Origin of the sequence: Amycolatopsis sp. 195334CR, from assembly GCF_017309385.1 — a bacterium.
In the GTDB taxonomy this organism is placed as follows: Bacteria; Actinomycetota; Actinomycetes; order Mycobacteriales; family Pseudonocardiaceae; genus Amycolatopsis.
The window spans coordinates 604,846-630,073 of the sequence record NZ_JAFJMJ010000002.1 but is presented as its reverse complement, the minus strand read 5'-3'; the positions used below and the strand labels follow the sequence as shown (position 1 = coordinate 630,073).

At 72.1% G+C, this 25,228-nt stretch carries 33 protein-coding genes and 1 pseudogene; 16 read left to right on the top strand and 18 right to left on the bottom strand.

The features are described from left to right. The first annotated feature begins 40 nt into the window (after nucleotides 1-40). Complete coding sequence (locus JYK18_RS25830; RefSeq protein ID WP_206806026.1) at nucleotides 41-844, top strand: immunity 49 family protein; 804 nt, start codon at nucleotides 41-43, stop codon at nucleotides 842-844. Nucleotides 845-944: 100 nt separating this feature from the next. On the opposite strand, the gene JYK18_RS25825 is transcribed toward JYK18_RS25830, so the two are convergent. From JYK18_RS25825 to JYK18_RS25800, 6 genes are all read right to left on the bottom strand, one after another. After that, nucleotides 945-1,175: a hypothetical protein gene (locus JYK18_RS25825; protein ID WP_206806024.1), complete on the bottom strand. Its 231-nt coding sequence runs from the start codon at nucleotides 1,173-1,175 to the stop codon at nucleotides 945-947. A gap of 31 nt (nucleotides 1,176-1,206) precedes the next feature. Beyond that, nucleotides 1,207-1,599, bottom strand: coding sequence for a hypothetical protein (locus JYK18_RS25820; RefSeq protein ID WP_242582084.1), 393 nt, complete (start codon nucleotides 1,597-1,599; stop codon nucleotides 1,207-1,209). Nucleotides 1,600-1,604: 5 nt separating this feature from the next. Next, nucleotides 1,605-2,030: a hypothetical protein gene (locus JYK18_RS25815; RefSeq protein WP_242582081.1), complete on the bottom strand. Its 426-nt coding sequence runs from the start codon at nucleotides 2,028-2,030 to the stop codon at nucleotides 1,605-1,607. Next, nucleotides 2,030-2,485 carry an RDD family protein gene (locus JYK18_RS25810; protein ID WP_206806021.1) on the bottom strand — a complete coding sequence of 152 codons (456 nt, stop codon included), beginning with the start codon at nucleotides 2,483-2,485 and terminating at the stop codon, nucleotides 2,030-2,032. Before JYK18_RS25810 ends, JYK18_RS25815 begins: the two co-directional genes overlap by 1 nt. A gap of 93 nt (nucleotides 2,486-2,578) precedes the next feature. Continuing rightward, entirely contained in the window at nucleotides 2,579-3,037 is a 459-nt protein-coding gene (locus JYK18_RS25805; protein WP_206806018.1) for a CBS domain-containing protein, read from the bottom strand. 41 nt (nucleotides 3,038-3,078) lie between these two features. Further along, on the bottom strand, nucleotides 3,079-3,837 hold the full coding sequence (locus tag JYK18_RS25800; protein ID WP_206806016.1) for an SPFH domain-containing protein: 759 nt from the start codon (nucleotides 3,835-3,837) through the stop codon (nucleotides 3,079-3,081). Nucleotides 3,838-4,017: 180 nt separating this feature from the next. Between JYK18_RS25800 and JYK18_RS25795 the strand changes: the two genes are divergently transcribed. Continuing rightward, nucleotides 4,018-4,386, top strand: coding sequence for a hypothetical protein (locus tag JYK18_RS25795; protein ID WP_206806014.1), 369 nt, complete (start codon nucleotides 4,018-4,020; stop codon nucleotides 4,384-4,386). A 6-nt stretch (nucleotides 4,387-4,392) separates the two neighbouring features. On the opposite strand, the gene JYK18_RS25790 is transcribed toward JYK18_RS25795, so the two are convergent. Next, nucleotides 4,393-5,484 (bottom strand): AI-2E family transporter, encoded by a 1,092-nt coding sequence (locus tag JYK18_RS25790; protein ID WP_206806012.1) that lies wholly within the window; start codon nucleotides 5,482-5,484, stop codon nucleotides 4,393-4,395. A gap of 130 nt (nucleotides 5,485-5,614) precedes the next feature. On the opposite strand from JYK18_RS25790, the gene JYK18_RS25785 reads away from it, so the two are divergent. Next, complete coding sequence (locus tag JYK18_RS25785) at nucleotides 5,615-6,136, top strand: HAD domain-containing protein (RefSeq protein ID WP_206806009.1); 522 nt, start codon at nucleotides 5,615-5,617, stop codon at nucleotides 6,134-6,136. Here the strand turns inward: JYK18_RS25785 and JYK18_RS25780 are convergent, their stop codons facing one another. Together JYK18_RS25780 and JYK18_RS25775 are read right to left on the bottom strand one after the other, a co-directional pair. Continuing rightward, nucleotides 6,137-7,117: an aldo/keto reductase gene (locus tag JYK18_RS25780; protein ID WP_206806007.1), complete on the bottom strand. Its 981-nt coding sequence runs from the start codon at nucleotides 7,115-7,117 to the stop codon at nucleotides 6,137-6,139. It lies immediately after the preceding gene. Beyond that, complete coding sequence (locus JYK18_RS25775; protein WP_242582076.1) at nucleotides 7,117-7,926, bottom strand: DMT family transporter; 810 nt, start codon at nucleotides 7,924-7,926, stop codon at nucleotides 7,117-7,119. Before JYK18_RS25775 ends, JYK18_RS25780 begins: the two co-directional genes overlap by 1 nt. 129 nt (nucleotides 7,927-8,055) lie before the next feature. On the opposite strand from JYK18_RS25775, the gene JYK18_RS25770 reads away from it, so the two are divergent. Further along, the gene (locus tag JYK18_RS25770) at nucleotides 8,056-8,499 is read left to right on the top strand and encodes an Lrp/AsnC family transcriptional regulator (protein ID WP_307796058.1); all 444 of its coding nucleotides are present in this window, start codon (nucleotides 8,056-8,058) and stop codon (nucleotides 8,497-8,499) included. Here JYK18_RS25770 and JYK18_RS25765 read toward each other — a convergent pair. Further along, nucleotides 8,475-8,933 carry a dihydrofolate reductase gene (locus tag JYK18_RS25765; RefSeq protein WP_206806005.1) on the bottom strand — a complete coding sequence of 153 codons (459 nt, stop codon included), beginning with the start codon at nucleotides 8,931-8,933 and terminating at the stop codon, nucleotides 8,475-8,477. The genes JYK18_RS25770 and JYK18_RS25765 overlap by 25 nt on opposite strands. Further along, nucleotides 8,930-9,727 (bottom strand): thymidylate synthase, encoded by a 798-nt coding sequence (locus JYK18_RS25760; protein ID WP_206806003.1) that lies wholly within the window; start codon nucleotides 9,725-9,727, stop codon nucleotides 8,930-8,932. The genes JYK18_RS25765 and JYK18_RS25760 overlap by 4 nt, the downstream gene beginning before the upstream one ends. Before the next feature lie 191 nt (nucleotides 9,728-9,918). On the opposite strand from JYK18_RS25760, the gene JYK18_RS25755 reads away from it, so the two are divergent. Next, a complete protein-coding gene (locus JYK18_RS25755) occupies nucleotides 9,919-11,349 on the top strand; it encodes an MFS transporter (protein WP_374195085.1) in 1,431 nt (476 codons plus the stop codon). 9 nt (nucleotides 11,350-11,358) lie between these two features. Then, nucleotides 11,359-12,267 carry an amidohydrolase family protein gene (locus JYK18_RS25750; RefSeq protein WP_206805999.1) on the top strand — a complete coding sequence of 303 codons (909 nt, stop codon included), beginning with the start codon at nucleotides 11,359-11,361 and terminating at the stop codon, nucleotides 12,265-12,267. A gap of 175 nt (nucleotides 12,268-12,442) precedes the next feature. Here the strand turns inward: JYK18_RS25750 and JYK18_RS25745 are convergent, their stop codons facing one another. From JYK18_RS25745 to JYK18_RS25730, 4 genes are read right to left on the bottom strand one after another with little or no spacing between them, the layout of a single operon-like run. Beyond that, nucleotides 12,443-13,042, bottom strand: a complete 600-nt coding sequence (locus tag JYK18_RS25745) for an isoprenylcysteine carboxylmethyltransferase family protein (RefSeq protein ID WP_206805987.1) — start codon at nucleotides 13,040-13,042, stop codon at nucleotides 12,443-12,445. Continuing rightward, entirely contained in the window at nucleotides 13,042-14,904 is a 1,863-nt protein-coding gene (locus JYK18_RS25740; protein ID WP_206805985.1) for a cation-translocating P-type ATPase, read from the bottom strand. Before JYK18_RS25740 ends, JYK18_RS25745 begins: the two co-directional genes overlap by 1 nt. Then, nucleotides 14,901-15,245 carry a helix-turn-helix transcriptional regulator gene (locus JYK18_RS25735; RefSeq protein WP_206805982.1) on the bottom strand — a complete coding sequence of 115 codons (345 nt, stop codon included), beginning with the start codon at nucleotides 15,243-15,245 and terminating at the stop codon, nucleotides 14,901-14,903. The genes JYK18_RS25740 and JYK18_RS25735 overlap by 4 nt, the downstream gene beginning before the upstream one ends. A gap of 48 nt (nucleotides 15,246-15,293) precedes the next feature. Beyond that, on the bottom strand, nucleotides 15,294-16,340 hold the full coding sequence (locus tag JYK18_RS25730; RefSeq protein ID WP_307796057.1) for an NlpC/P60 family protein: 1,047 nt from the start codon (nucleotides 16,338-16,340) through the stop codon (nucleotides 15,294-15,296). Nucleotides 16,341-16,445: 105 nt separating this feature from the next. Between JYK18_RS25730 and JYK18_RS25725 the strand changes: the two genes are divergently transcribed. The 4 genes from JYK18_RS25725 to JYK18_RS25715 all read left to right on the top strand — a co-directional run bounded on the left by JYK18_RS25725 (nucleotide 16,446) and on the right by JYK18_RS25715 (nucleotide 19,096). Continuing rightward, on the top strand, nucleotides 16,446-16,808 hold the full coding sequence (locus tag JYK18_RS25725) for a BlaI/MecI/CopY family transcriptional regulator (protein ID WP_206805973.1): 363 nt from the start codon (nucleotides 16,446-16,448) through the stop codon (nucleotides 16,806-16,808). Beyond that, complete coding sequence (locus tag JYK18_RS46905) at nucleotides 16,805-17,689, top strand: M56 family metallopeptidase (protein ID WP_242582073.1); 885 nt, start codon at nucleotides 16,805-16,807, stop codon at nucleotides 17,687-17,689. The genes JYK18_RS25725 and JYK18_RS46905 overlap by 4 nt, the downstream gene beginning before the upstream one ends. Further along, nucleotides 17,683-18,606: a bile acid:sodium symporter gene (locus JYK18_RS25720; protein WP_374195063.1), complete on the top strand. Its 924-nt coding sequence runs from the start codon at nucleotides 17,683-17,685 to the stop codon at nucleotides 18,604-18,606. The genes JYK18_RS46905 and JYK18_RS25720 overlap by 7 nt, the downstream gene beginning before the upstream one ends. A 73-nt stretch (nucleotides 18,607-18,679) precedes the next feature. Beyond that, nucleotides 18,680-19,096 carry an ester cyclase gene (locus JYK18_RS25715; protein WP_307796056.1) on the top strand — a complete coding sequence of 139 codons (417 nt, stop codon included), beginning with the start codon at nucleotides 18,680-18,682 and terminating at the stop codon, nucleotides 19,094-19,096. Between the two features lie 6 nt (nucleotides 19,097-19,102). Here the strand turns inward: JYK18_RS25715 and JYK18_RS25710 are convergent, their stop codons facing one another. After that, the gene (locus JYK18_RS25710) at nucleotides 19,103-19,891 is read right to left on the bottom strand and encodes a TSUP family transporter (protein WP_206805969.1); all 789 of its coding nucleotides are present in this window, start codon (nucleotides 19,889-19,891) and stop codon (nucleotides 19,103-19,105) included. Nucleotides 19,892-19,966: 75 nt separating this feature from the next. Between JYK18_RS25710 and JYK18_RS25705 the strand changes: the two genes are divergently transcribed. Continuing rightward, nucleotides 19,967-20,728: a helix-turn-helix transcriptional regulator gene (locus JYK18_RS25705; protein ID WP_206805953.1), complete on the top strand. Its 762-nt coding sequence runs from the start codon at nucleotides 19,967-19,969 to the stop codon at nucleotides 20,726-20,728. 210 nt (nucleotides 20,729-20,938) lie between these two features. Here JYK18_RS25705 and JYK18_RS48310 read toward each other — a convergent pair. Then, nucleotides 20,939-21,106, bottom strand: a pseudogene (locus JYK18_RS48310) (helix-turn-helix domain-containing protein); the annotation flags it as partial. Between the two features lie 73 nt (nucleotides 21,107-21,179). Between JYK18_RS48310 and JYK18_RS25695 the strand changes: the two are divergent. Next, nucleotides 21,180-21,329, top strand: coding sequence for a hypothetical protein (locus JYK18_RS25695; RefSeq protein WP_206805951.1), 150 nt, complete (start codon nucleotides 21,180-21,182; stop codon nucleotides 21,327-21,329). A gap of 105 nt (nucleotides 21,330-21,434) precedes the next feature. Further along, nucleotides 21,435-22,214, top strand: coding sequence for a DUF4097 family beta strand repeat-containing protein (locus JYK18_RS25690; RefSeq protein ID WP_206805948.1), 780 nt, complete (start codon nucleotides 21,435-21,437; stop codon nucleotides 22,212-22,214). Between the two features lie 48 nt (nucleotides 22,215-22,262). Here the strand turns inward: JYK18_RS25690 and JYK18_RS25685 are convergent, their stop codons facing one another. Continuing rightward, entirely contained in the window at nucleotides 22,263-22,907 is a 645-nt protein-coding gene (locus JYK18_RS25685; RefSeq protein WP_206805946.1) for a TetR/AcrR family transcriptional regulator, read from the bottom strand. Nucleotides 22,908-23,017: 110 nt separating this feature from the next. On the opposite strand from JYK18_RS25685, the gene JYK18_RS25680 reads away from it, so the two are divergent. From JYK18_RS25680 to JYK18_RS25670, 3 genes are read left to right on the top strand one after another with little or no spacing between them, the layout of a single operon-like run. Next, nucleotides 23,018-24,064 (top strand): medium chain dehydrogenase/reductase family protein, encoded by a 1,047-nt coding sequence (locus tag JYK18_RS25680; RefSeq protein WP_206805943.1) that lies wholly within the window; start codon nucleotides 23,018-23,020, stop codon nucleotides 24,062-24,064. Beyond that, complete coding sequence (locus tag JYK18_RS25675; RefSeq protein WP_206805941.1) at nucleotides 24,061-24,630, top strand: TetR/AcrR family transcriptional regulator; 570 nt, start codon at nucleotides 24,061-24,063, stop codon at nucleotides 24,628-24,630. The genes JYK18_RS25680 and JYK18_RS25675 overlap by 4 nt, the downstream gene beginning before the upstream one ends. A 20-nt stretch (nucleotides 24,631-24,650) precedes the next feature. Further along, on the top strand, nucleotides 24,651-25,226 hold the full coding sequence (locus JYK18_RS25670) for an ABC transporter permease (protein WP_206805939.1): 576 nt from the start codon (nucleotides 24,651-24,653) through the stop codon (nucleotides 25,224-25,226). The last annotated feature ends 2 nt before the right edge of the window (nucleotides 25,227-25,228 follow it).

Here is a 25,228-nt window from a genome sequence, read left to right as displayed (position 1 = left end):
ACCGCCGGTGACCGGGTCAAGCGGATTAAGCTCGCGCACCATGACGACCGTGCCGCGGCATCCGGTGGCCCCTGACTTCGCCCAGAAGCAGCTCGACGCGCTCGCGCCGCAGATCGGCTTCTACCTCGACTACATCGAGAAGGACGCGGCCGCGCTGAAGAACGTTCTCGGGCGGGCGCTGGAACTGGCGCAGTACGCGGCCGTGCTCGACCCGGCGGCCGCCGAAGCGGACCTCCGGACCGCCGCCCAAGCCGCGACGGCGATCTTCAGCGCCGCCGCGGGTGAAGGCGAGATCGAGGCCGTTGTCGCGAAACCCGTGCGGTTCCAGGCCACGGGACCGGTCTCGTACGCGAACGGGGGTGCGTGGCTCTTCGCGGTCTGGCTCGCGATCGCCAGTCACGAGGACGAACTCGTGCAGCGCCTCTGCGCGATCCCGGAGGAAACGTTGCGCGCCTCGGGCGCCGAACACGACGCGTACCTCTACCCGTGGGTCCGGACCGTGCGGAACTTCCTGACGAACCAGGAGATCCCGCCCGAGTTGTTCAGCACCGTGATGGACGGGACGGACCCGGACGCCGCCGTCCGCACGCCGAAGCGCGCGATGGCCCAGCTCGTCTACCCGCCCGTGGAGATGTTCTACTTCCTGCTCCGCCGCGATGCCGAGAAGTTCGGCGCTTCCCTGGTTCGCGCCCTGGAACAACACCGCAAGTTCTGGGCGGGCGACCTCGCCGACGATCCCGACGGATTCATCGCCTTCGCGCCGCTCGCGATCGCGGAACTGGCGAAGTCCGCCGGGATGCCGGTCGAGGTGGAGTCGGAGTACCTCCTGTCCGGTCAGAAGTAGGCGCTCCACCCGTTGCCGTCGGAGTCCGCACCGTCCGGCGGGCCCCCACGCGACCGTCGTCCGGTGGCCCGGCGATTCGTTCAGTGGCCCGGCGCCTCGTTCAGTGACCCTGGCGGCGTTCCTGTTCCCGGCGGGCCCTGGCGCCCCGGCGGCGCAGTTCGGCTCGTTCCGCCCAGTGGTAGAGCACGTCGTACCCCGCCATGCAGACCGCGAGCAGGCCCACGATGCCGACGATCACCGTGGCCGGGATCTGGTCCAGCGCCCGGCACACCGCCGCCGCGCCCAGCAGGACCACGCCGATCCCGAGCGACCACTTGGCCATACCGCTCATGTCTCCGCCCCTTGACTCTCGATGATGCCGGTCAACCCGGCGTGATGCCGTAGTGCGCCCGCACCTGGCGCAGCGTGGGTGGCCCGGAGAACCCCAGGTCCTTCGGGCTGACGACGATCGACCGGTCGTGCGTCTTGAACTCCTGCGGCACCGACCAGCCGTCCTCGAGGTCCGGCGAAGCGGCGTACGCCCGCATGATCGCGTCGATCACCGAGACGGCTTCGCGCTCGCTGGCCGCTTCGATCACCACGTCACCACGCTGCCAGCCACCGCCGAACTGCTCGCTGCAGTCCCACGTCGCGGACGCCACGCCGTCGACCGCCGTGGTCACCGCGGCGAAAGCCTCCTCGCAGCGCTCGGCACCGCCCGAACACGCCGACACGGGCAGCACCAAAGCCACCACTCCCAGCCAAGCTCGCCGCACCGGCGTCAGTCCTTTCCGTACCGCGCGCGCAACTCGCGGATCGTCGGCGCCCCGGAGAACCCTACGGCTCCGACCACAATGGACCCGTCCTCGTTCCGGTATTGCTGCGGTGTCGACCATCGGGGCTCCAGGCGCGGCTCGGCGGCGAACGCCCGCAGCAACGCGGCCACGACGCGGTCCGCCTCCTCGCGCGACGACGCCCGGATCACCACGTTGCCCCGTTGCCAGCCACCACCGAACTTGTCACTGCAGTCGAATTCGGCCGACACCACCCCGTCGACGGCCAGCGCCGCCTCGGCGAACGCGTCCTCGGCGTCGGAGTTCCTCGCCCGTCCCAGGCTCAACAACACGGCGAGCGCGCCACCGACCGGCCCGGCCTCGGACCACCGCCGCACGAGACGGCGCCTGCGGCGTTCCCACCGCTTGCCCATCAGCGTCCCCGGCGGTCGTCCACGCTGATCCTGACCTGCGAACCACCGGGCGCCGAACCGCCACCGGTCAGCGCGCCGACGATCACCACGACCAGCAGCAACGGCAGCAGCACCGTCCGGACCAGCATCGCCCACGGTCCCTTGCCGCCGATCCGGCCACCGTCCGCGACGCGCACCAGCCGCGTGCCGGTGAGCACCGCGCCGAGCGCGCGGCCGTTGCGGTAGCACAGGCCGTACAGCAACGGCACCAGGAACATGATCGCCACCAGGCCCAGGGCGATCACCCCGTTGTCGAGCTGGGCCTTGAGGTCCACAACGGACAGCACGACGACGCCGGCCAGCACGCCGAACACGAACACCACGAAGTCGACCAGCCAGGCCAGGAACAGCCGCCAGGTCCCGGCTTTGACGTAGGGCTTGCCGTCCTCGAACGTGGATGGCCCCGGGACGGTCATGATGCGTGCTCCGATGGTCAAGACAGGGTCTCGCCGGAGAACCTAGTGGACGCGGCCGGTGCCCGGTGTGGTGCGTTCGAACCCTTTCGGCGGTCAGTCACCGAAACCGGAGACGGCGAGGCTGGTCAGCAACCGCGCCAGGGTGATCGCACCGGCCAGCGTGCCGTCCGGTTCGACCACCGCGACCAGCGGGCTGTGCGTCCGCGCCATCAGCGCGGCGAGTTCCAGGAGCGTGGCGTCCACCGCGGCGACCACCGGTTTCACCGGCTGCCGAGGCAGGCAGTCCCCGACCGTGCGGCCGCCGATCTCCTCCAGGAACCGGTCCGCGTGCGCCTCGTCGACGGCCCGGCACAGCGCCGGGTCCTCCTGGTAGGCGTCGGGCACGGCCAGGCGCAGCACCTGCGTCCCGGGCAGCACGATCCGGGGGCGGCCGGCGGCGTCGACCACGATCAGCCCGGGCAGGCGGCTCACCGCCAGCACGCGGACGGCCTTCGCGACCGGATCGTCCACGGTCACCGTCGGCACGTTCGCGGCGATGTCCCGTGCTTGCATGGCGGCTCCCCTCCGAGCCCGGGGCGCCGGGCCGAGCGCGGTCATGACTCGTCCCCGGTGAGCTCGGCGAACCGCCGTTCCAGCGCGGCGACGCGGTCGGCCACCGGGCGGCCGTGCAGCAGCTCGGCGATTTGTTCGGCCTCGTCCCCGTCGAGCTCGATGGCCCGGCCGCGGACCAGCAACCGTCGTCGCTGCCGGTCGAGCACGATACCGAAGTCCTGAGCCCGGCGCGCCGACCAGCGCAGGAAGTCGGCGCCCAGCGGCACCTCGGCCCTGGTGAACTCGACCGCGGCGACCTCGATCCCCCACGCGCGCGTGCGGCTGCTGATCACCGGGCCGAGCGCGCAGACCCGGTCCTCGCCGGTCAGCCGCGCCAACTCGGTGAGCGTCCGGCGGCCGACGTGGTCCCGGATCTCTTCCTCGGCCACGGTTTCGGTCCCGGCGGCGGCTTCGTCGGTGCCGGTCAGCACGTAGGCCTCGGGATCGCGGACCGCGACCTGGGCGCCCGCGCTGACCGTGACCGGCACCCCGTCGGCGGTCACCGCGGTCACCCAGAGCAGGTCGAGCCGCGTGGTGGCCAGCGACACGCGCACGCCGCGGTGCAGGCCGGGCAGCAGGAACGCGATCCCGGGTCCGCGCACGACGACCGGGTGGCCGAGCTTGCGCACGACCAGGCAGTGGCCCGCGGGGACCAGCCGGAACACCGCCAGCCCGGCAGCCACCACGAGCAGGCCGGCTCCCGCCACCCAGCCCGCGGTGACCACCGCGGCCGGAACCGTCGTGTGCTCGTCGGTGTCCACGGCGATCACCCCGTCCCGGTTCCAGTCCCCCCGATTCTGCGACGCGTGAACCCCGCCCACCATCGGGCTCGACACCCATCGTCGAGCGGGTGCACCATGTAGGCCGCTTCGCACGCGACGGGGGTCGAGAAGGTGTTCCTTGGCGAGAACTCTCCGGGTCCGGGCTGGGGTTGGCTGCGGGTGCGCGTACCCGCGTCGATCCCGCAGTTGGGGCCGACCGGTCCGTGGAACGTGTTGTGGCCGGTCAACCTCTTCAGCACAGCGGAGGCGGCGCGTACCGGCCTCGCCGAGGAGCTGGACAGGTACGAGAGCCGCTTTCCCGGTGAGGGAGCCGCCGCGACGGGTAAGGTCGTGCGTCGCCGCGGGATGTCCCGGCAGTTCGTGGTGTGCTTCCCGTTCCCGAACCCGTGGGCCTGCGCCGTCTTCGAGGTTCCTGCCGGGCGGACGATGGAAGAGGCGGGCCGGGCGTATTTCTACCGCTGGCGGATGAGCCTGGCGGACGTGCCTTGGGCGACCATCCCGGATCGGCGCAGGCCGACGGTCTTCTGACCGGCGTCAGGCGGTTTCGGCCGGCTCCTCCTCGACCTCCGGCGTGGTGCTCAGCTGGTCCCGGACGTAGGTCCAGATCACCGCGAACATCGCCGCCACCGGGACGGCGAGCAGGCTCCCGGTGATGCCCGCCAGGCTCCCGCCCAGCGTCACCGCCAGCAGCACCACCCCGGCGTGCAGGCCGAGCCCGCGGCTCTGCAGCATCGGCTGGAACACGTTCCCCTCCAGCTGCTGCACCACGATGATGATGCCGAGCACGATCAGCGCCTCGACCCAGCCGTTGAACACCAGGGCGATGAGCACCGCCACCGCCCCGGCGAACAGCGCGCCGATGATCGGCACGAACGCCGCGACGAAGGTCAGCACGGCCAGCGGCAGCACCAGCGGCACCCCGACGATCCACAGCCCGAGCCCGATGAACACCGCGTCGAGCAGGCCGACGAATGCCTGGGACCGCACGAACGAACCGAGCGTTCCCCAGCACCGCTCGGCCACGACCGGCACGTCGGTGGCGAGGCGTCCCGGCAGCTGACGGCCCAGCCACGGCAGGAACCGCGGGCCGTCCTTGAGGAAGAAGAACATCAGGAACACCGACAGCACCGCGGTCACCAGCCCGTTGGCCACCGTGCCGACACCGGTGGCGGTCGCGGTGAGAATGCTGCCGACGCTGTCCTGGATGCGGGTCACCGCCGTGTCCAGCGCGCCGCTGATCTGCGCCTCGCCGATGTTCAGCGGCGGCCCGGCCGCCCACTCCCGCAGTTGCTCGATGCCGTCGACCACCCCGTCGGCCAGCGCGCCGGACTGGCTCGCCACCGGGAGCACGATGAGCAGCACGATTCCGGTGACCACCAGCAGGAACAACACCGTCACCGAGGCCGCGGCCAGCGCGGCGGGCCAGCGCCGCCGGCGGAGGAACCGGGCGATCGGCCAGGTGAGCGTGGTGATCAGCAGCGCGATCACCACCGGCCAGACCACCGACCACATCCGGCCGAGCAGCCACAGCACCACCCCGGTCAGCACCAGCACCACCAGCATCTGCAGGGAAACCCGCGCCGAGGTGCGCAGCACGGCGCGGGTCTTCACGGCATCCAGCGACATGGCCTCACCCTAGACAACCGGGCCCGCCCCCGCCGTCCGTCAGCCCGCGGGCACCCGTTCCGCGACCGGCGGCGCGCCACGACGACGGTCCTCGGGCAACCCGCGGACCACGCGGAACGTCAGCACCGGCATGAGCGAGTTCAGCAGGACCCCCGCGGGCGCGGACCGAAGCCCGCTGCTCTTCCTCGACGTCGACGGGCCGCTGATCCCGTTCGGCCTCACGGCGTACCCGGCCCTGGGCCCCCCGGACGACTCGAACCCGCTGCTGTCCCGGCTCGATCCCGGCCACGGCCCGCGACTGGCGGCACTGGCGTGCGACCTGCTCTGGGCCACCACCTGGATGCACGACGCCAACGAGATCATCGCTCCCCGGCTCGGTCTGCCGGAGCTGGCCGTGGTCGCCTGGCCGGAACCGTCCGCTGTGGACGATCTGGACGAACGCGCGGGGTTGCACTGGAAGACCCGCGCGCTCGTCGACCGGGCCGGAGGGCGACCCTTCGCCTGGGTCGACGACGAGATCACCGACGTCGATCGGGCCTGGGTTTCCGCGCACCACCGGGGATCCGCGCTGTTGCACCGCGTCGATCCCCGGTACGGGCTGACCGACGCCGACTACACCGCCCTCGAAGGTTGGCTGGGCAAGGCTTTCTGATCACTGGTGCCCGAGCACGGCGTGTGGCCGGTAAGGCGCCTCCAGCGCCGCCACCTCGTCCGGGTCCAGTGCCACCTCCAGCGCGGCGACGGCGTCCTCCAAGTGCCGGGGCTTCGTGGCGCCGATGATCGGGGCGGTGACCCCGGAACGCCCCAGCAGCCAGGCCAGTGCGATCCGCGCGGGCGGCAGGTCCCGCGCCGCGGCGAGGGCGCGGACTGCGTCGACCACGTCGAAGTCGTCGTCGGTGTACATGGCGTCGGCGATGGGGTCCGAACCCGACCGCGCGGTGACTCCCGCGCCACCGCGGTCGCGGGAGCCGGTGAGCAGGCCGCGCGCCAGCGGGCTCCACGGAATGGCACCGACCCCCTGATCCCGGCACAGCGGCAGCATTTCCCGTTCCTCCTCCCGGTACACGAGGTTGTAGTGGTTCTGCATCGACACGAACCGCGTCCAGCCGTGCGCCTCCGCGACGTGCTGCGCCTTGGCGAACTGCCACGCGAACATGCTCGACGCCCCGAGGTACCTCGCCTTCCCGGCGGACACCACGTCGTCGAGCGCCTCCATCGTCTCCTCGATCGGTGTGTCGTAATCCCACCGGTGGATCTGGTACAGGTCGACGTGGTCCACCCCCAGCCTGTCCAAAGAGGAATCGATGGCGGCCATGATGTGCTTGCGCGACAAGCCCTTGTCGTTCGGCCCGGCACCCGTCGGGAAGTAGACCTTCGTCGCCAGCACGTAGTCCTCCCGGCGCGGGAACAGCTTCGCGAGCAACCGCCCGGTCAGCACCTCGCTCGCCCCGTCCGAGTACATGTCCGCGGTGTCGAAGAAGGTCACCCCCGACTCGACCGCCTGCCGCACGATCGGTTCCGCCGCCTCCTCGTCGAGCATCCACGCCCACGAACCCCGATCGGCGTAGCTCATCATGCCGAGGCAGATCCGCGACACGGTCAGCCCGGACCTGCCCAAGCGGGTGTACTCCATCAGTTCTCCTTGGTTTCCTGGTGAATGAGCACGGCACCGGCGATCAGCGCGATGCCCGCGGCCTCCCCGGCGGTGGGCAGCTGGGCGAGCACCACCACCCCGATCAGCGTCGCGACCGCCGGGAGCAGGCTCAGCATCAGCGCGAACGTGCTCCGCGGTAACCGCGCCATGGCCAGCTGGTCGGCCACGTACGGGATGACCGACGAGCACACGGCCACCCCGAACCCGGCCAGCAGCGCCACCGGACTGCCGAAAGCCGGGACCGCCGCGCCGAGGCAGAACGGGGTCGCGACCACCGCGGCGATCGACATCGCGACGGCGAGCCGGTCGACCCCGGAGACCCCGCTGTTCGCGATCCGGTGTCCCAGCACGAGGTAGAGCACGAACAGCCCGCAGTTGAGGAAGGCGAACCCGAGCGGCGCACCGGTCAGCTGGAGGTCGGTCAGCGCGAGCACCCCGGCCACGGCGAGCACGAGGGCGAGCGCGTTCCGCCCGGTCCGCACCCCGATCGCGGCGAGCAGGACCGGGCCGAGGAACTCGATCGCCCCGACGGTGGCCAGCGGCAGCCGCTCGATGGCCAGGTAGAACGCCGTGTTCATGGCCGCGAGCACCACCCCGAGCCCGAGCAGCTCCGGGGTGAGCCGCCGGAACAGCCGCCACGGCCGCCGCCACAGCGCGAGCACCACCGCCGCGCCGGCGATCCGCAGCCAGGCCACGCCGAGCACGTCGACGCGGGCGAACAGCAGCACGGCGAAAGCGGGCCCCAGATAGTGGAAAACCGCGCTGACGACGAAGTACGCCCTGGCCATGCGGAGTATCTTCCGAGGTAAAGCCCGCTGCCGGAATGGCACTGTCCAGGAAGACGACCTCAGTTGGCTGCGAATTCCAGGCAAAACGACCTAGAAACCTTCACCGATCGATCACCGCTGCTGGACCGGGTGAACCTGCGCCTGCTCGACGAGCTGCACGACGACCCGCGGCTGTCCATGTCCGCGCTCGGCCGCCGCGTCGGCATGTCGGCGCCGGCGGTCACCGAACGCGTCCAGCGCCTGGAGCGCGCCGGGGTGATCACCGGCTTCCGGATGGAGGTCGACCCGGCCGCGCTCGGCCTGCCGGTGACCGCCTTCGTGCGCATCCGCCCCGGCCCCGGTCAGCTCCCCAAGATCGTCGCGGCGGCGCAGGAGACCCCGCAGGTGGTCGAGTGCTTCCGGATCACCGGGGAGGACTGCTTCCTGCTCAAGGTGCACGGGCCGTCGATCGCGCAGCTCGAAGCGGTGCTCGACCAGTTCCTCATGTTCGGGCAGACGACCACCTCGATCGTCGTGTCCGAGCCGGTCCCGCGCCGCCCGCTACCGGTTCAGGCCCAGCTCAGGAACCGGTAGTGCAGGCCGGTCGTGGACTCCTGCCACGCCCCGATCGAGTCCGGCGCGCGCCCGACGTCCGGCGCGTAGGTGTCGCCGTCGAAGGGCTCCTGGATCTCGGTGACCTCGACGCGGTCCGCGATCGGCAGGGCCGCGCGGTACACCGCCGCGCCGCCGATCACCCACACGTCCCCGGACACCGCCGCCAGGGCTTCCGCCAGGTCGGGAAAAGTTTCCGCGCCCGCCTGCGGGGTGCTCGACAGCACGAGGTTGCGCCGGCCGGGCAGCGGCCGGAACCGCGGCGGCAGCGACTCCCAGGTGCGGCGGCCCATCAGCACGGTCGCGCCCGAGGTCACCGCGCGGAAGTGCTTCAGGTCCTCGGGCAGGTGCCACGGCAGCGTGCCGTCGCGGCCGATGACCCCGGTCGAGGACTGCGCCCAGATCAGCCCGATCACACCGCCACCGGCGCCTTGATGCCGGGATGCGGGTCGTAGCCGTCCAGCGCGATGTGCTCGTAGCTGTAGTCGAACAGGCTGTCCGCCGGCTTCAGGCTCAGCGAGGGGAACGGCCGCGCGTCACGGGCGAGCTGCGTGCGGACCTGCTCCTCGTGGTTGTCGTAGATGTGGCAGTCGCCACCGGTCCAGACGAAGTCGCCGACCTCCAGGCCCGACTGCTCGGCGAGCATGTGCGTGAGCAGCGCGTAGCTGGCGATGTTGAACGGCACGCCGAGGAACAGGTCGGCGCTGCGCTGGTACAGCTGGCACGACAGCCTGCCGTCCGCGACGTAGAACTGGAAGAACGCGTGGCACGGCGGCAGCGCCATCCTCGGGATGTCGGCGACGTTCCACGCGGAGACGATGATCCGCCGCGAATCGGGGTTCTCCCGCAGCGCGCGCAGCACCTCGGCGAGCTGGTCGATCTGGCCGCCGTCCGGGGTCGGCCACGACCGCCACTGCACGCCGTAGATCGGTCCGAGGTCGCCGTCGGGGGCCGCCCACTCGTCCCAGATCGAGACGCCGTGCTCACGCAGCCAGTTCACGTTCGAGTCGCCGCGCAGGAACCACAGCAGCTCGTACGCGATCGAGCGGAAGTGCACTTTCTTGGTGGTGACCAGCGGGAAGCCGTCGGAGAGCCGGTAGCGGAGCTGGTGCCCGAAGATCGACCGCGTGCCCGTGCCGGTGCGGTCCCCCTTGCGCGCGCCGGTGTCGAGGACGTGGCGGAGGAGGTCTTCGTACTGCGTGTCGGGCATGCCCGCGAGCCTAGACGAGGTCTCTCCGGTATCGCCTCCGGCAGGCCGGTACACCGGTGGATTGCGTTGGACGCAAAGCAACCTTGTCAATCTTGCGTGGCACAACGGTCCCGGATCTTCCTAGCGTCGACGCCATGTCCCACACCGTCCTCCAAGAACGCCCCGTCGGGCACCGCGGCCTGCTCACCACCCTGTGCGCCTGCGTCGTGCTGGTCGTCGGCATGGTCGCGGCGATCAACCTCGCCGTGCCGATGCTCGCCGCGAGCGAGCTGCACCCGTCGGCCCCGGCACTGGTCTGGCTCGTCGACACCTACGTGATCTTCTTCGCCTGCCTGGTGATCCCCGGCGGCGCGGCCGGTGACCGCTTCGGGCGCAAGGGCGTGCTGCTGACCGGGCTCGGGCTGTTCGCCGCGGGCGCGCTGCTCTCCGCGATCGCCCCCGACGTGCCGATCCTCCTCGCCGGACGGGCCGTCACCGGCATCGGCGCCGCCGCTGTGCTGCCCAACACACTCGCCGTGCTGCTGCACGCCGTACCCGCCGAACGCAAGGGTGCGACGATCGCCACCTGGGCGTCGATGACCGGGATCGGCGGGGTCGCCGGGAACGTCGGCGGTGGCGCGATCCTGACCGGCGGGTCGTGGCGCTGGCTGTTCGCGGCCGCCGTCCCGCTCGCGCTGGTGCTCGCCGCGCTCACCGCCCGGATCGCGCCGGTGTCGTCCCGGCACGACCGCCGCCTCGACCCGCTCGGCGCGGCGTTGTTCGTCGGTGCCTCGGTCGCCCTGCTGGTCGGCATCGTGCAGGGCCCGGAGGCAGGCTGGGGCAGCACGATCGTGCTCAGCGGGTTCGCCGGTTCCGCGGTGCTCTTCGCCGCCTGGGTGTTCGTCGAACTGCGGACCGAGCACCCGCTGCTCGACCCCCGCCTGTTCCGGATCGCGGGCCTGCGCAGCGCCTGCCTCGGCATGACCACGGTGTTCTTCGGCATGTTCGCGCTGTTCTACGTCAACGCCTCGTTCCTCCAGTACGGCAAGGGGTTCGGCGTGCTGGGCACCGGGCTCGGGATCATCCCGCTGACCGTGCCGCTGATCCTCGGCGGGCCGCACGCCGGCCGCGTGGCCCGGCGCATCGGCCTCGACGCCACCCTGGTGCTGGCGTTCGCCTGCGTCGGCGGCGGCCTGCTTGGACTGTCCACAAGCGACACCCAAACCCCGTATCCCGCCTACGCGGCCTGGCTGGTGGTGACCGGCATCGGCGTGACGCTGGCCCTGCCGACGCTCTCCGGCGTCATCACCGGCTCGCTGCCGCCGTCGCAGACCGGCGTCGGCACGGGTTTGCAGGCCACCACCCGCGAATTCGGCAGCGCGCTCGGGGTCGCCGTGATCGGCACGGTGCTCACCGCCCGCTTCACCGCCGAACTCCCGCCCGATGTGCACGCCAGGACCGTGGCCCAGGCGCTCGCCGCGCACCCCGGACGCGCCCACGAAATCGTCAGCGCGTTCGTCACCGGCGCCAGCACCGGGTTGCGGGTGCTCGGCGTGGCCGTGCTCGTCCTCGGCGGGCTCGTCGTCCTGCAGTCGCTGCTGTCCCGGCGCGGTGCGGATGCCGCTACCGCCGATCTTCCTTAGGCTGGCGCGATGCTCGTCGACGCGCATGTCCACGTGGTGGACTTCCTGCAGGACCGGCTCACCCCGGCGGCCTTCGCGCGGAAGCTGGCGGACGCCGGAGTGGACCGCGCGGTGGTGTGCGGGTTGCCGGTGAAGAAGAAGTGGCCGCTCAACGAGCCGCGCAAACCCGGCTACTACCTCGACGGCAACGCGCCGTGCCAGTACTACTCGCTGACCGACGAGCTGGTGGCGAGCCTGCACGCCGAACTGCCGGACGACCTGGGCAGCCGGGTGGCGCCGACGATGTGCGGGTTCGACCCCACCGACCGCCTCGCGATCGAGCACGTGGAGCTGGTGTGGTCGCGGCACGACACGTGGCGGGGCATCGGCGAGGTCATGCTCCGCCACGACGACCTGACCAACCTGACCAGGGGCGAGAACCCGTGCGCGGACCACCTCGCGCTCGACCCGGTCTTCGACTTCGCCGCCGAGCGCGAGGTGCCAATCGCGATCCACCACGACAGCAGTTCGCCGGGACGGCCGGGGGAACACGAGTACGTCGACCAGCTGGCCGGGATGCTGCGGCGGCACCCGCGCACCGCGGTCGTCTGGTGCCACGCCGGCGTTTCCCGCCGGGTGGAGCCGCAGGACCAGGGCAAGGTGGTCGCCGACCTGCTCGAACAGCACCCCCGGCTGCACGTGGACCTGTCGTGGGCGCTGCTCGACCACATCCTCGACGACGGGCGGCTGGTCCCGCGGTGGCGGGAGCTGGTCGTGGCGCACCCGGACCGGTTCGTCTGCGGCAGCGACATCGTCGGCCCGCACTCGGACTGGAAGGCCGAAGTGGCGCGGCTCGCCCAGCTGCTCGACGACCTGCCTTCCGCCGCACGCCAAGCCGTCGCCGGCGAAAACGCGCTACGACTCTGGTGGCAGGAGTAACTCAGGCCAGACGGCCCAGCCGGGGCAGAAAGCCCCACGACTCTGGTGGCCGGAGCAGCTCACGCGAGGCAGCCCAGCCCGGGCAGAAAACCCCACGACTCTGGTGGCCGGAGCAGCTCACGCGAGGCGACCCAGCCCGGGCAGAAAACCCCACGACTCTGGTGGCCGGAGCAGCTCACGCGAGGCGCCCCAGCCCGGGCAGGAAGCGGCCGACGTGCGTGGCGTAGTCCCGGTAGGCGCTGCCGTGGGACGCCAGCAGGTACGGCTCCTCCACCGCCCGGACCTGGATCTCGATCGCGGCCACCAGCGCCACCACCGCCCCCACGGCGAGCGGGTTCGGTGCCAGCGCGCCGATCCCGGCACCGGCGGCGATCATCGCGGTGAAGATCGGGTTGCGCGCGAAGCCGAATGCGCCCGTGGTGACCAGTGCCGTCGTCTCGGCCCGGTCGACCCCGATCCGCCACGACGCCCCCATGCTCTGCTGCGCCGCCAGCGTGCCCGCGATCCCGGCCACCGCCAGCACCGCCCCCACGACGTGCACGACCGCGTTGTCCAGCAACGGGGACAGCACACCGGCCAGCTGCAGGATCGGCGCCGCGAGTCCGAACAGGACGGCGAGCACGAACAGCACACCACCCCACCATTCGAGCGAACCGGGGCGCCCGCTCACCCCGCGGAAACCGATGTCGCCCGTGCGCCGGTACTGCTGGACACTGCGCATCCCGAACGCCAGCACCAGATAGACCACGTACGCCACCAAAGCGGCCACAGCCATCAGAACGCTCCCTTCCCCGATCGCCCGGCGCGCACGCCGTTGGCGATGACGACGACCTCCGCCAGTTCGTGCACGAGCACCACCGCGGCCAGGCCCAGGACCCCGAACAACGCGAGCGGCATCAGCACGATGATCAATCCCAGGGACACGCCGACGTTCTGCCGCATGATCCGCCGCGCGTGCCGGGCGTGGGCGAACGCGCGCGGCAGGTGCCGCAGGTCCTCCCCCATGAGCGCGACGTCGGCGGTCTCGATCGCCACGTCCGTGCCCATCGCGCCCATCGCGATGCCGACCTCGGCCGTGGCGAGGGCGGGTGCGTCGTTGACGCCGTCGCCCACCATCGCCGTCGAGCGCCGGTCGGCCACCAGGCGCGCCTTGTCCTCCGGGCGCAGTTCGGCGTGGACCTCGTCGATCCCGGCTTCCGCGGCCAGCGCCCCGGCGGTGGCGTGGTTGTCGCCGGTGAGCATCGCGACCTGGTAGCCGTCTCGACGAAGCCGCGCGACGACCTCGGCGGCTTCGGGACGCAGCTCGTCGCGCACGGCGATGGTCCCGGCGACCCGGCCGTCGTACTCCACCAGGACCGCGGTCGCGCCCGCCTCCTGCAGGCGCCGCACGTCCGCGGCGAACTCGCCCGGTTCCAGCCAACCGGGACGGCCCAGCCGGACCTTCCGCCCATCGAAGTGGCCGGTCAGCCCGGCGCCGGGAACCGCCTCGACGTCCGAAGCCGGCTCGACGTCCGAAGCCGCGTCGAGGATCGCGCGGGCGAGCGGGTGTTCACTGCGGGCCTCCAGCGCGGCCGCCCACCGCAGCACGCCGGGATCACCGACGACCTCGACCACCGCGGGCCGGTTCGCGGTGAGCGTGCCGGTCTTGTCCAGCGCCACCCCGCGCACCCGGCCGAGTGCTTCGAGCGCGGCCCCGCCCTTGACCAGCACGCCGGACCGGCTGGCCGCACCGACCGCCGCGACCACCGCCACCGGCACCGAAATCGCCAGCGCACAGGGGGAAGCGGCGACCAGCACGACCAGCGCGCGCTCGACCCAGATGGCCGGATCACCGAACACCGCACCGAGCACGGCGATCAGCACGGCGGCGGCCATGATGCCGGGCACCAGCGGCCGGGCCATCCGATCGGCCAGCCGCTGGGCCGCGCCCTTCCTGGCCTGCTCGGCCTCCACGATCCGCACGATCCGCGCCAGCGAGTTGTCCTCGGCGGTGGCGGTGACCTCGACCTCCAGCACGCCGGTGCCGTTGATCGAACCGGCGAACACCTCGTCCCCCGGCCCGGCCTCGACCGGCACGGACTCACCGGTGATCGCGGAGACGTCCAGCGCGGTGCGACCGTCCCCGACCACGCCGTCGGTGGCGATCCGCTCCCCCGGCCGGACCAGCATCCGGTCCCCGAGCCGCAACTCCGCCGGAGACACCACGGCTTCCGTGCCGCCGCGCATCACGGTCGCCCGCTCGGGGACCAGCGACAGCAGCGCTCGCAGACCACGGCGAGTCCTGGCCAGCGAGTACTCCTCCAGCCCCTCGCTGATCGAGAACAGGAAAGCCAGCATCGCGGCTTCGCCGACCTCGCCGAGCACCACCGCCCCGACCGCGGCGATGGTCATCAGCGTGCCGACGCCGATCTTGCCCTTGACCAGCCGCCGCAGCGTCGACGGCACGAAGGTGTAGCCACCGGCGAGCAACGCCAGCACTTCCAGCCCGAGTTCGACCGGCCGTGGCCCGCCGAACCAGCCCGTGGCCAGCCCGGCCAGCAGGAACACCCCGGACACCAGGGCGAATCGGAGTTCCCGCCACAGCGGCTCGTGCACGGCGGCGACCGGCTGCTCGTCGCCGCAGCACGCGTCGCTCATCGCCGGTCGCCGTCGCACGAGTCGGTGCCGTAGTTCGGGCACAACGCCACCGCGTTGCCGGTCGCGGACAGCAACGTCTCCGCCGACGCCAGCAGGTCCATCAGTTCCGGCCGCGCGAGGCGGTAGAACACCTGGCGCCCCTGCGGACGGCCCTCGACCAGCGCGCAGTCCCGCAGGCACGCCACGTGCGCCGACACCGTCGACTGTGCCAGCCCCAGCTCCCCGACCAGGTCCGAAACCCGGGCCTCGCCCCGGGCCAGCCGCTGCACGATCGCCAGCCGGGTGCCGTCGGACAGGCTGTGGAACAACGCCACCGCCGGATCCAGGCTATCCATCGTCATACAGCGATGATAACAACAACTGGCGATGTGATCGCAAGACGGCGATGATCAGCCGACGATGCGCCGGGCGCCCATGAGGTGGCCGTCGCCCTTCATCGACCGCACGTCGACCAACTGCCCCTCGGTCGGGGCGTCGACCATCTTCCCGTTGCCGACGAACATGCCGACGTGGTGGATGGCGCCCGGATTCCCGGTGCCGTCGTCGTAGAACAGCAGGTCACCGGGTTGCAAGGCGTTGAGCGACACCGGCTTGCCCGCCGTGTACTGCTGACGGCTGGTCCGCGGGATCGAGATCCCCGCCTGCCGGTAGGCCCACGAGGTCAGGCCCGAGCAGTCGAACTCGGCCGGTCCGGTGGCGCCCCACTGGTACTCGGAGCCGCGTTTGGACAGCGCCGCCTGCAACGCGTCGTTGGCCGCACCCGGCGGGCCGAGGTAGGAACCGTTGTCCTGGACCTTGCCCAGCGCGGCCTTCTCGGCCGACGGCAACCGGTCCAGCGCCCGGCGGACCTCCTTGATCTGGCCGTCGAGCGTGCGCTTGCGGTCACGCACCTGCTCCGCCGTGCGCTCGGCGGTGCCGGTGGCCTCCTGGGCGCGCTGCTGCGCTTCGGCCGACGCGGACCGCGCCCGACCCGCTTCGGCCGTGGCACCGCGGAACCGCCCAAGCGCCTCCGCCTTGTCCGCCGCCAGCACCTCCAGCGCCGACATCTGGTCGAGGAACTGCTGCGAGGAATCGCTGGTGAGCAGCGCGGACATCCGCGTGACGCCGGCACCGCGGAAGCTCGCCGACGCGAGGTCGTCGACCTCCCCGCGGAACTCCTCCTCCAGCCCCTGGGTCCGGCCCAGTGCGTCGGTGGCGGCGGCCAGATCGGTGTTCGCCTGATCTCGCTCGGCGCGTCTGGCCTTGAGGTCCTCCTCGGCCTGCTTGAGGTCTTCGTCGGTCTTCGCGGCTTCGGCGCCGAGTTCCTGGTAGCGGCGCATGGCGTCGGACGTCTCCTCCGGTTGCGCGGCCGCGGGCGTCACGCCGAAACCGAGGATTACGGCCGTGGTGGTGAGGAACGCCCCGCAGGTGGCGAGCCGGGATCGGTGTGGGGACACGAGTGCTGGTTCTCCCGAGGTCGGTTCTCTACTAAGCAACTTAGTACTATGGATCTCAGTACTACACCATGGGACGGGATCGGTAGGCTGCCGGGCGGAGGTGTCATGCGCAGGCTGGGCGAACTGGAGACCTCGGTGATGGACGTGCTGTGGCGCACGCCGGAGCCGATGCTGGTGCGGGCGGTGCTCGACGAGCTGAACCGCGACCGGAACCTGGCCTACACCACGGTGATGACCGTGCTCGACAACCTCTTCCGCAAGGACTGGGTGACCCGCGAGCGCGAGGGGCGCGCCTACCGGTACCGGGCCGCGGTCAGCCGCGAGGAGGCCGCCGCGCAGGCGCTGCGTGACGTGCTCGACGCGGCGGGTGACTCGGAATCGGTGCTGCTGCACTTCGCCAAGTCGGTGAGCGACAGCGAGTCCGACGCCCTGCGCAAGGCGCTCCGCCGCCGCCCGAAGGCACGATGATCCTCGCCGCGGTGCTGCTGCTCAGCACCGGCCTGGTCGGCTGGCTGGGCCCGCGCCTGCTCCGGAAGCTGACCTTCGCCGCGCCGCGCGTGGCGATCGCGGCCTGGCTGGCCAGCATCGCCGGGGTCCTGCTCAGCGCCGTCGCCGGGGTGCTGCTCGTGGTGCTGCCCGGGCACGGGCCCGCCGACGCGATCACCGCGGTGCTGCACGAATGCTGGTCGACGCTCAGCCACGCCGGATTCCCCCAGCTCGACCCCATCGCCGCCCTCGCGGCGCTCGCGCTCGTCGCCTGGGGAGCGGTGCACATCGGCCGGATCGCACGACGGCGGCGGCGCCACCGCGAGCAGGTCCGCGGCCAGCACGAGGCCGCACTTCGGATCCTCCGCCCGGCGGATGCGGGCGCGTACCCCACGCTGTGGCTCGACCGCGACGAGCCGATGGCGTACAGCTTCGACGGCCCGCCCGCGCTCGTCGTGGCGACCAGCGGCCTGCAGGAACGGCTCTCCGACCGGGAACTCCAGGCCGTGCTGGCCCACGAGCACGCCCACCTGAAGGGACACCACCACCGGCTCGTCCGGATCGCCGAGATCGCGGGCAGCGGACTCCACTTCGTCCCGCTGATGCGTGACGCCCCCGCCGCGCTGCACCTGCTCGTCGAGCTGGCCGCCGATCGCGCCGCCGCGGCCGAATGCGGGGTCGCGCCGCTGCGCTCGGCCCTGCTCGCGATGACCGGGGACACCCAGGTCCGGTTGCGCGAGCTGAACCGGCCCGCCGCGCCGTTCCCGGCTTTCCGCTCGCTGTTCGCCGGGGTCACGGCGGTGCTGGCGCCCGCGCTGTCGACCGGGATCCTGTTGCTGCTCAGCGGTTTCGTCTGGTGCTAGAGCGGCACCAGGTCGCCCTCTACCTGGGCGCGCTGGCCGTCGGCGCGGTGGTGGGCTGGGCCGCGCCCGCCGCCGGGCCGGGGTTCGAGGTGGTCATCACCCCGGCGCTGGCCGCCCTGCTGTACGTGACCTTCCTGCAGGTACCCGCCGCCGAACTGGGGCGCTCGCTGCGGGACGGGCGGTTCCTCGGCGCGGCGCTGGTGGTCAACTTCGTGGTGGTGCCGCTGGTGGTGGCGGCGATGTTCGCCTTCCTGCCGGAGGACCGCGCGCTGCGGCTCGGCGTGCTGCTGGTGCTGCTGACCCCGTGCGTGGACTACGTGATCGTGTTCAGCGGACTGGCCGGCGGCAGCAGCAGGCGCCTGCTCGCGGCCACTCCCCTGCTGCTGCTCGCGCAGTTGCTGCTGTTGCCGGGTTTCCTGTTCCTGTTCCTGGGTTCCGAGCTGGCCGGGGTGGTCGAGATCGGCCCGTTCGCCGAGGCGTTCGCCCTGCTGATCGCGCTGCCGCTGGTGCTGGCCTGGCTCACCCAGCGCCACCCGTCGGGACGCCGGTTCGCCGAAGCGGCGGGCACCACGATGGTTCCGCTGATGGCACTGGTGCTGCTGGTCGTGGTCGCCTCGCAGATGCCGAGGCTCGGCGGCGACCTCGGCCCCGTGCTCGCCGTGGTCCCGTTCTACGTGCTTTTCCTGGTGATCATGGCGTTCGCCGGGCTCGGCGTGGCACGGTTGTTCACTTTGGACACCCCGGCGAGCCGGGCCATCGTGTTCACCGGGGCCACCCGCAACTCGCTGGTGGTGCTGCCGCTGGCGCTCGCCCTGCCCGGCGGCCTGGCCGTCGCCCCGGTCGCCGTGGTCACCCAGACCCTGGTCGAGGTGGTCGGCATGGTGCTCTACGTCCGGCTGGTGCCCCGGCTGGGGTGACCGGCCGTGTCACATTTCCCGGCGCTGTCCGGTCGATCCGGTGACAGCACACCACCGGAGAAGGGGACCCGCCGTGTCCGCCAGCAACAAAGCCCTGTTCCGCCAGTTCCACGACGCGATGAACACCCGTGACCTGGACATGGTCGCGAAGACGATCGACGAGGTGGTCGCGCCGGACGTGGTGTTCCACGCGCCGGTGCCGAGCGGCCTGTCCGGGCGCGAGGCGATCAAGAACGTCTGGGACGTGCTGCTCCGCGCCTTCCCGGACATCCACGTCGAAGTGGAGGACCTGATCGCCGAAGGGGACAAGGTCGTCTCCCGGAACACCGTCACCGGCACCCACCTCGGCGAGTACCGGGGCACCCCGGCCACCGGCCGGAAGGTGACCTACAGCGAGATGTTCGTCGTCCGCTTCGACGGTGACCGGGTGGCCGAGCTCTGGGGCGTGGTCGACGTCTTCGGGCAGTTGCGGCAGCTCGGCCTGGTATGACCGTCCTCAGTGGACACCGGCGCCGACGGCGGCCACCGTGACCGCGGCCAGCAGGCCGAGGTAGGCCCACGCGTGCACGTCGTCGCGGACCCGCGGCGGGCGCCGCCGGAGCAGGACGATCACCGGGATCGCGGACACCAGGAGGGCGCCGGCCGCCCGCAGGTCGATCGAGCCGGCCAGGCCGGTGCCCGCCGCCTCGGGCGTGCCGAGCAGGAACACGACCAGTGCGGGCAGGCTGATCGCCAGGGTCAGCGGGTTGGCCAGGCGCGCGGCCACGGCCATCGCCAGCCCGCCGCGGCGCAACATCGGCACGGTCATCACGCTGCCGCCCACGCCGAGGAACGCCGCGACCGCGCCGATCGGCACCCCGGCCACCGACGGGATCGGCAGCGCCCGCGGGGTGGTTTCCCCGGCGGTCCGGAAGAAACCCGGGCGCAGCAGCACATCGGCGATGGTCACCACCAGGTAGGCGACGAATCCCCAGTGGATGAAGGCGGCCGGGGCCAGGCGGGCGAGCAGCGCCCCGGCCCCGCCGCCGAGGGCGAGCAGGGCGCACAGCCAGGCCGAACCCCGCAGGCGGCGCAGCACGTCCCGGGGCGTGGCGAGCGTGGCGACGGCGGCGTTCACCACCATCACCACCGAGGAGGTGGCGACCGCGACCACGGCGGCGGAGTCCCCGAGCGGGGCGTCCACCCACATGATCACCGGCACCGTGACGAACCCGCCGCCGAAGCCGAACAACACGGTGGTCGCCCCGGTGACCACGCCCACCAGGACGAGGAAGAGCAGTTCCATGGCGCCCAGTCCACCCGGGGGCCGCCTGGCCTACAATCGATGCCCGGCCTTCGACCATCGAGAACCAGCCAGCCGATGAAGAACATCCCGGTCGCCGCGATCGACGACGACCCCCGCGCGGTCCTGCCGATCGCCACCGACTACCCGCCGGGCCGGGTGCTCGACTGGCACGAGCACCGCCGGGCGCAGTTCCTGTACGCCGCCCGCGGCACCATGGTCGTCGACACCGATGACGGCACCTGGACGATCCCGCGGGAACGGGCGGTGATGATCCCGCCGCGCACGCGGCACCGGGTGGTGATGGACGGCGTGCGGACGGCCAGCCTCTACCTCGAACCCGGCGCGGTGCCGTGGTGGCCGCCGGCCTGCGTGGTCGTCGAAGTCGGGGCGCTGCTGCGGGAACTGCTGCTCGCCGCCGCCGAGCTGCCGGTCGACCACCGCCGGTCCGGCCGCGACGGCGCCCTCGTCGACCTGCTGCTGTTCGAACTCGCCACGCTGACGCCGGTCCCGCTGCACCTGCCGCTGCCGACGTCCGCGGTGCTGCGGTCGCTGTGCCGGGAGTACCTGGTGAACCCGCGCGCGGGCGTCACCAACGCGGACTGGGCGCGGGCGGCGCTGCTCAGTGAGCGGTCGCTGACCCGGGCGTTCCACCGCGAGGTCGGGAGCGGGCCGTCGGCGTGGCGGCGGCGGGCGCGCTTGCTCGCCGCCGTCCCCCTCCTCCGCACCGCGACGGTCAGCGAGGTCGCCACCCACCTGGGCTACGCGACGCCGGCCGCCTTCACGCACGCGTTCACGCAGGAGTTGTCGATGACCCCGTCGAGCCTGCGCGTCACCTGAGCAGCGCGACGTAGTCCCGGTAGGCGCGTTCGACCCGGGCCCGGTCCCCGGTGGCGTCGAGGTCCAGCAGCAGGCCGCGCACCTGCGCGAGCAGGCCGGTGGCCAGCCGCCGGGCGGTGGCGGGCGGGGTGCCGCGGGCGGCGAACCCGTCGGAGAACCGGTCGACGAAGTCCTCTGTGGACGGTAAGGCGGCTCGGGCGCGGCGTCGAGCAGGGCCTGGCGTGAGCCGAAGTGGTGCACCAGCATCCGGGCGCTGGTCCCGGCCGCGGCGGCCAGCCGATCGAGGGTCGCGCCCGGGAGGCCGTGCGCGAGCAGATCCCGCGCGGCGGCGTCCAGCAGGCGGTCGCGGTGGGCGTGGCTCCCGCCGGGGCAGACCACGGACTCCTACCCGTCCGGGGTCACCATCAGCCACAACCTCACCGAAAAGCGGCAGATCATCTCGATCTTCGAAGTGGACTGCACCGCGGCGGAGTTCCCCGGGCTGCTCTCCTCGCTGGTCCACCCGGACTCGGCCGCCCGGCTGGCGGAGATCGTCGAGTCCACCCAACTCGAAGCCGTCTTCGAAGACACCGCCGCGTTCGGCTCGGCGTCGCCGGGCTGACACCGGCCTCCACCGGTGTCAGTGCGGTGTCAGCCGCGTGTCCGGCGGGTCGGCGAATGTTGTCGCAACACAGCAACAACACCCACCGAACCAAGGGGACACACGATGAACACCTTCGCCACTCCGCAGCCGATCACCGCCACCCTGAGCACCGCCGGCGCCCGGATCCGGGTCGTCGCGAGCGAGCGGGCCGACACGCTGGTCCACGTCGAGCCCGTCGACCAGGCGAACAAGACCGACGTGAAGGTCGCCGAACGCACCAAGGTCGAGTTCGAAGACGGCGCGCTGAAGGTCAAGACGACCAAGTCGGGCGACAAGACCGGCTCGGTCGCCATCACCGTCGAACTGCCCACCGGTTCCAAGCTGGTCCTGAACACCGCGCGGACCGACGTGCACACCGAGGGCCCGCTCGGCGACGTCGAGCTGAACGCCGGCTCGGGCAAGCTCCAGCTCGACCACGTCGGCGGCACCGCCCGCATCGAAGGCGGCTCGGCCGAGGTGCGGATCGGCACGGCCGACGGCGCGGTCAAGTACTCGAGCGCGAACGGGATCGTCCACATCGGACACGCCAAGTCCGATGTGGAGCTGAACGGCGCCGGCGGCAGCTTCGAGATCGAGCACGCCGACGGCGACGTGATCGCCAGCACGGGCAACTGCCCCATCCGGATCGGCCGGATGACCCGCGGGCAGGCCGACCTGACCAACGCCGCCGGTGGCATCACGCTCGGCGTCAGCGCGGGCACCACCGCCCGGGTGGACGCCGAGAGCACCAAGGGCGAGGTCCGCAACTCCCTGTCCGCGCCGGAAAAGGAGTCCGGTGAGCAGCTGAAGGTCCACGCCCGCACGCGGCTCGACAACATCGAACTGCACCGCGTGGCCGGCTGATCGCCGGCCGAGGGTGCCCGGGGCCGGACGGCTCCGGGCACCTTTTTGCTATTCGTCCTTGAGGTGCGCCAGCGCGCCGATGATGCGCTCGGCGATGTCGTCCGGCCACGGAAAGGCGCTGGTCACCGCGCGCTGGTGGGCGAGACCGTGCAGGCCCAGCCACAAGGCGACGGCGTCGGCGGCGAGGTCGGTGCTGGTGGCCTGGCCCGCTTCCACGCACTCGCCGAGCACGCGGGCCATCAGCCCCAGCGACTCGTCGCCCAGTGAACTCAGGTTCTCCGCGGTGACCGAGCTTTCCCCGAGATCGGGCACCCACAGGCCGCCGAACATGGTGCGGTAGCGCTCCGGGTGGCTCCGGGCCAGGTCCAGGTAGGCGTGGCAGACCGCGAACAACCGCTGCCGGGGGTCGTCGCCACCCGACTCGGCGGCTTCGCGCAGCACCTTCACGAGGCGGTCGAACTCCAGGCGCACCACGGCCAGCATGATCGCGGGCTGGTCCGGGAAGTGCGGGTAGATCGACGGCGCGGCGATCCCGATCCGGCGGGCGACCGAGCGCAGCGTGATGGCGCGCTCGTCGCCGTGTTCGTCGAGCAGCTCCACCGCGGCGGCGATGATCTCCTCGCGGAGCTTGCCCCCTTCACCGCGGCGGTTGCGCCGTCGCACGGGCTTGGCCTCGTCCACCGTCTCTTCCACGCCGTAACCATACACCGTGAAGTTTATGCCCGTAAGCTCTTGCGCTCCTCGACTTACACTCGTAGCCTTACGTCCGTAAGCAAACGAGCGAGATCTTAAGGGGCAAGTCCATGACCAGCACCGTTGCCACCCGCGTCACCGAGATCGTGCTGCCGGGCGCGGTCGAACCGGACGGTCTCCAGGTCCACGTCCGCGACCTGGAGAACCCCGGCGAAGGCCAGGTCGTCCTGCGCATGGACGCCACCGGCGTCTCCTTCGCCGAACAGCAGATGCGCCGGGGCAAGTACTTCGACCAGCCGCCGTTCCCGTTCGTGCCGGGGTACGACGTGGTGGGCACGGTGACCGCCACCGGCCCCGGCGTGGACCCCGCGCTGACCGGCCGCCGCGTCGCCGCGGTCACCAAAACCGGCGCGTGGGCCAGCCACCTGCTGATCACCGCCGCGGACCTGGTGCCGGTACCGGACGAGGTGGCCGCGGACGCCGCGGAAACCGTGCTGGTCAACGGGATCACCGCGTGGCAGATGCTGCACCGCACGGCCGCCGTCCGCCCGGGCGGCACGATCGTGGTGCTCGGCGCCAACGGCGGGGTCGGCTCCACCCTGGTGCAGCTGGCCAGGCACGCCGGGATCACGGTGATCGGCACCGCGTCGGCCCGCCACCACGACCGCGTGCGCGCACTGGGCGCGACCCCGGTCGACTACCGCGACCCGGACCTGTACGACCAGCTCCGCGCGCTCGCGCCGGAAGGCGTGGACGCGGTCTTCGACCACGTCGGCGGTGAAGGCCTGCCCCAGTCCTGGCGGCTGCTGCGCCGCGGCGGCACCCTGGTCAACTACGGCACCGCGGCCACGAAGGACGACGCGGGCAACTCGCACCTGCCGGTGCTCAAGCTGTTCGGCCGCCTGATGCTGTGGAACGCCCTGCCCAACGGCAAGGGCGCGCACTTCTACAACTTCTGGGCGGGCAAGCGCTTCCGCCCCGACGCCTTCCGCGCCCGGGTGCGCGAGGACCTGACCCAGGTGCTGCGACTGGTCGCCGACGGGGTGCTGACCCCGCAGATCGCCGCGCGGATCCCGCTCGCCGACGCCGCGGCCGCGCTGGCGCTCGCCGAGTCCAGGACCGTGCTGGGCAAGGTCGTCCTCGTTCCCGGGGCGTGAGCCGCGCCCGCAACCGGCGGGGCGAGGGCGTCCGCCTGCGGACCGAGATCCTGGCCGCGGCGATCGCCCTGCTCGACCGGGGTGACCAGCGGGCGGTGACCCTGCGGGCGGTGGCCCGCGCGGCCGGGATCACCGCGCCGTCGATCTACCCGCACTTCCCGGACCAGCCCGCCATCCTGCACGCGGTCGCGGTCAGCGCGTCCGCCGAACTGGCCCACCGGCTCGGCACCGCGATCGGCACCGCGGGCGAGGACACCCGGCAGCGCCTGTTCGCCGCGTGCCGCGCCTACCTCGAGTTCGCCACCACGCACCCGCAGCTGTACCGCATCCTGTTCGACCCGGCTCGCGGGCCCGCCGATCCCGGCAGGCCCGTACTGCGACTGCTCGCCGTCGCACTCGCCGACTGCGCCACCGCGGGGCAGTCCGGCAGCACCGATCCCGCCGCCGACGCCGTCGCGCTCTGGCTGGGCCTGCACGGCCTCGCCGACCAGCTCACCGTCCAAAGTGTCTTTCCCTGGCCCGCCGATCTGGTGCCACACCTGGTTTCCGCATTGGCCCGGCTCTGAATCTTCCGGAGGTCCCCACCATGTACGCCACCACGCTCACCGCTCCGCCCGTCCAGATCGACAGCCGGGCCGCCTACGCCGCCTTCGGCCTGGCCTACGTGTTCGGCCACGGCAGCGCCGCGCTCTCCCAGGGCGCCGACCCGCTGCTCGCGCTGCCCGGCTGGCTGCCCATCGCGCTGCTCGCCGCCGGACTCGCGGCCGGCACGATCCTGAGCGTCATCGCCGCTGGCCAAGCCCAGCGCGGTGCCGCGAAACCCGAGGCACTGGCCGGAAAACTGCTCGGCGCGGCCTGGCTCACCGGCTTCACCGCGTTGTTCCTCACCATCACCGGGCTGTCCGCGGCCATCGACCACCCCGAGTTGCAGGCCATGCTCTGGCCCGCCGGATCGACACTGGTGGTCGGCCTGCTCTACCTCGCCGAGGGCGTGGTCCGCCGCATCGCCCTGCACTACTACCTCGGCACCGGACTGCTGCTGATCGCCGGGGCGTCGTTCCTCTTCGGCACGCCGGGGTTGTTCTGGGTGCTGGCCGTCGCGGGCGGTGGCGCCTACGCCGTGGCCACCGTGCTGGAGCACCGCCGGCTGGCGCGGGCGTGAAC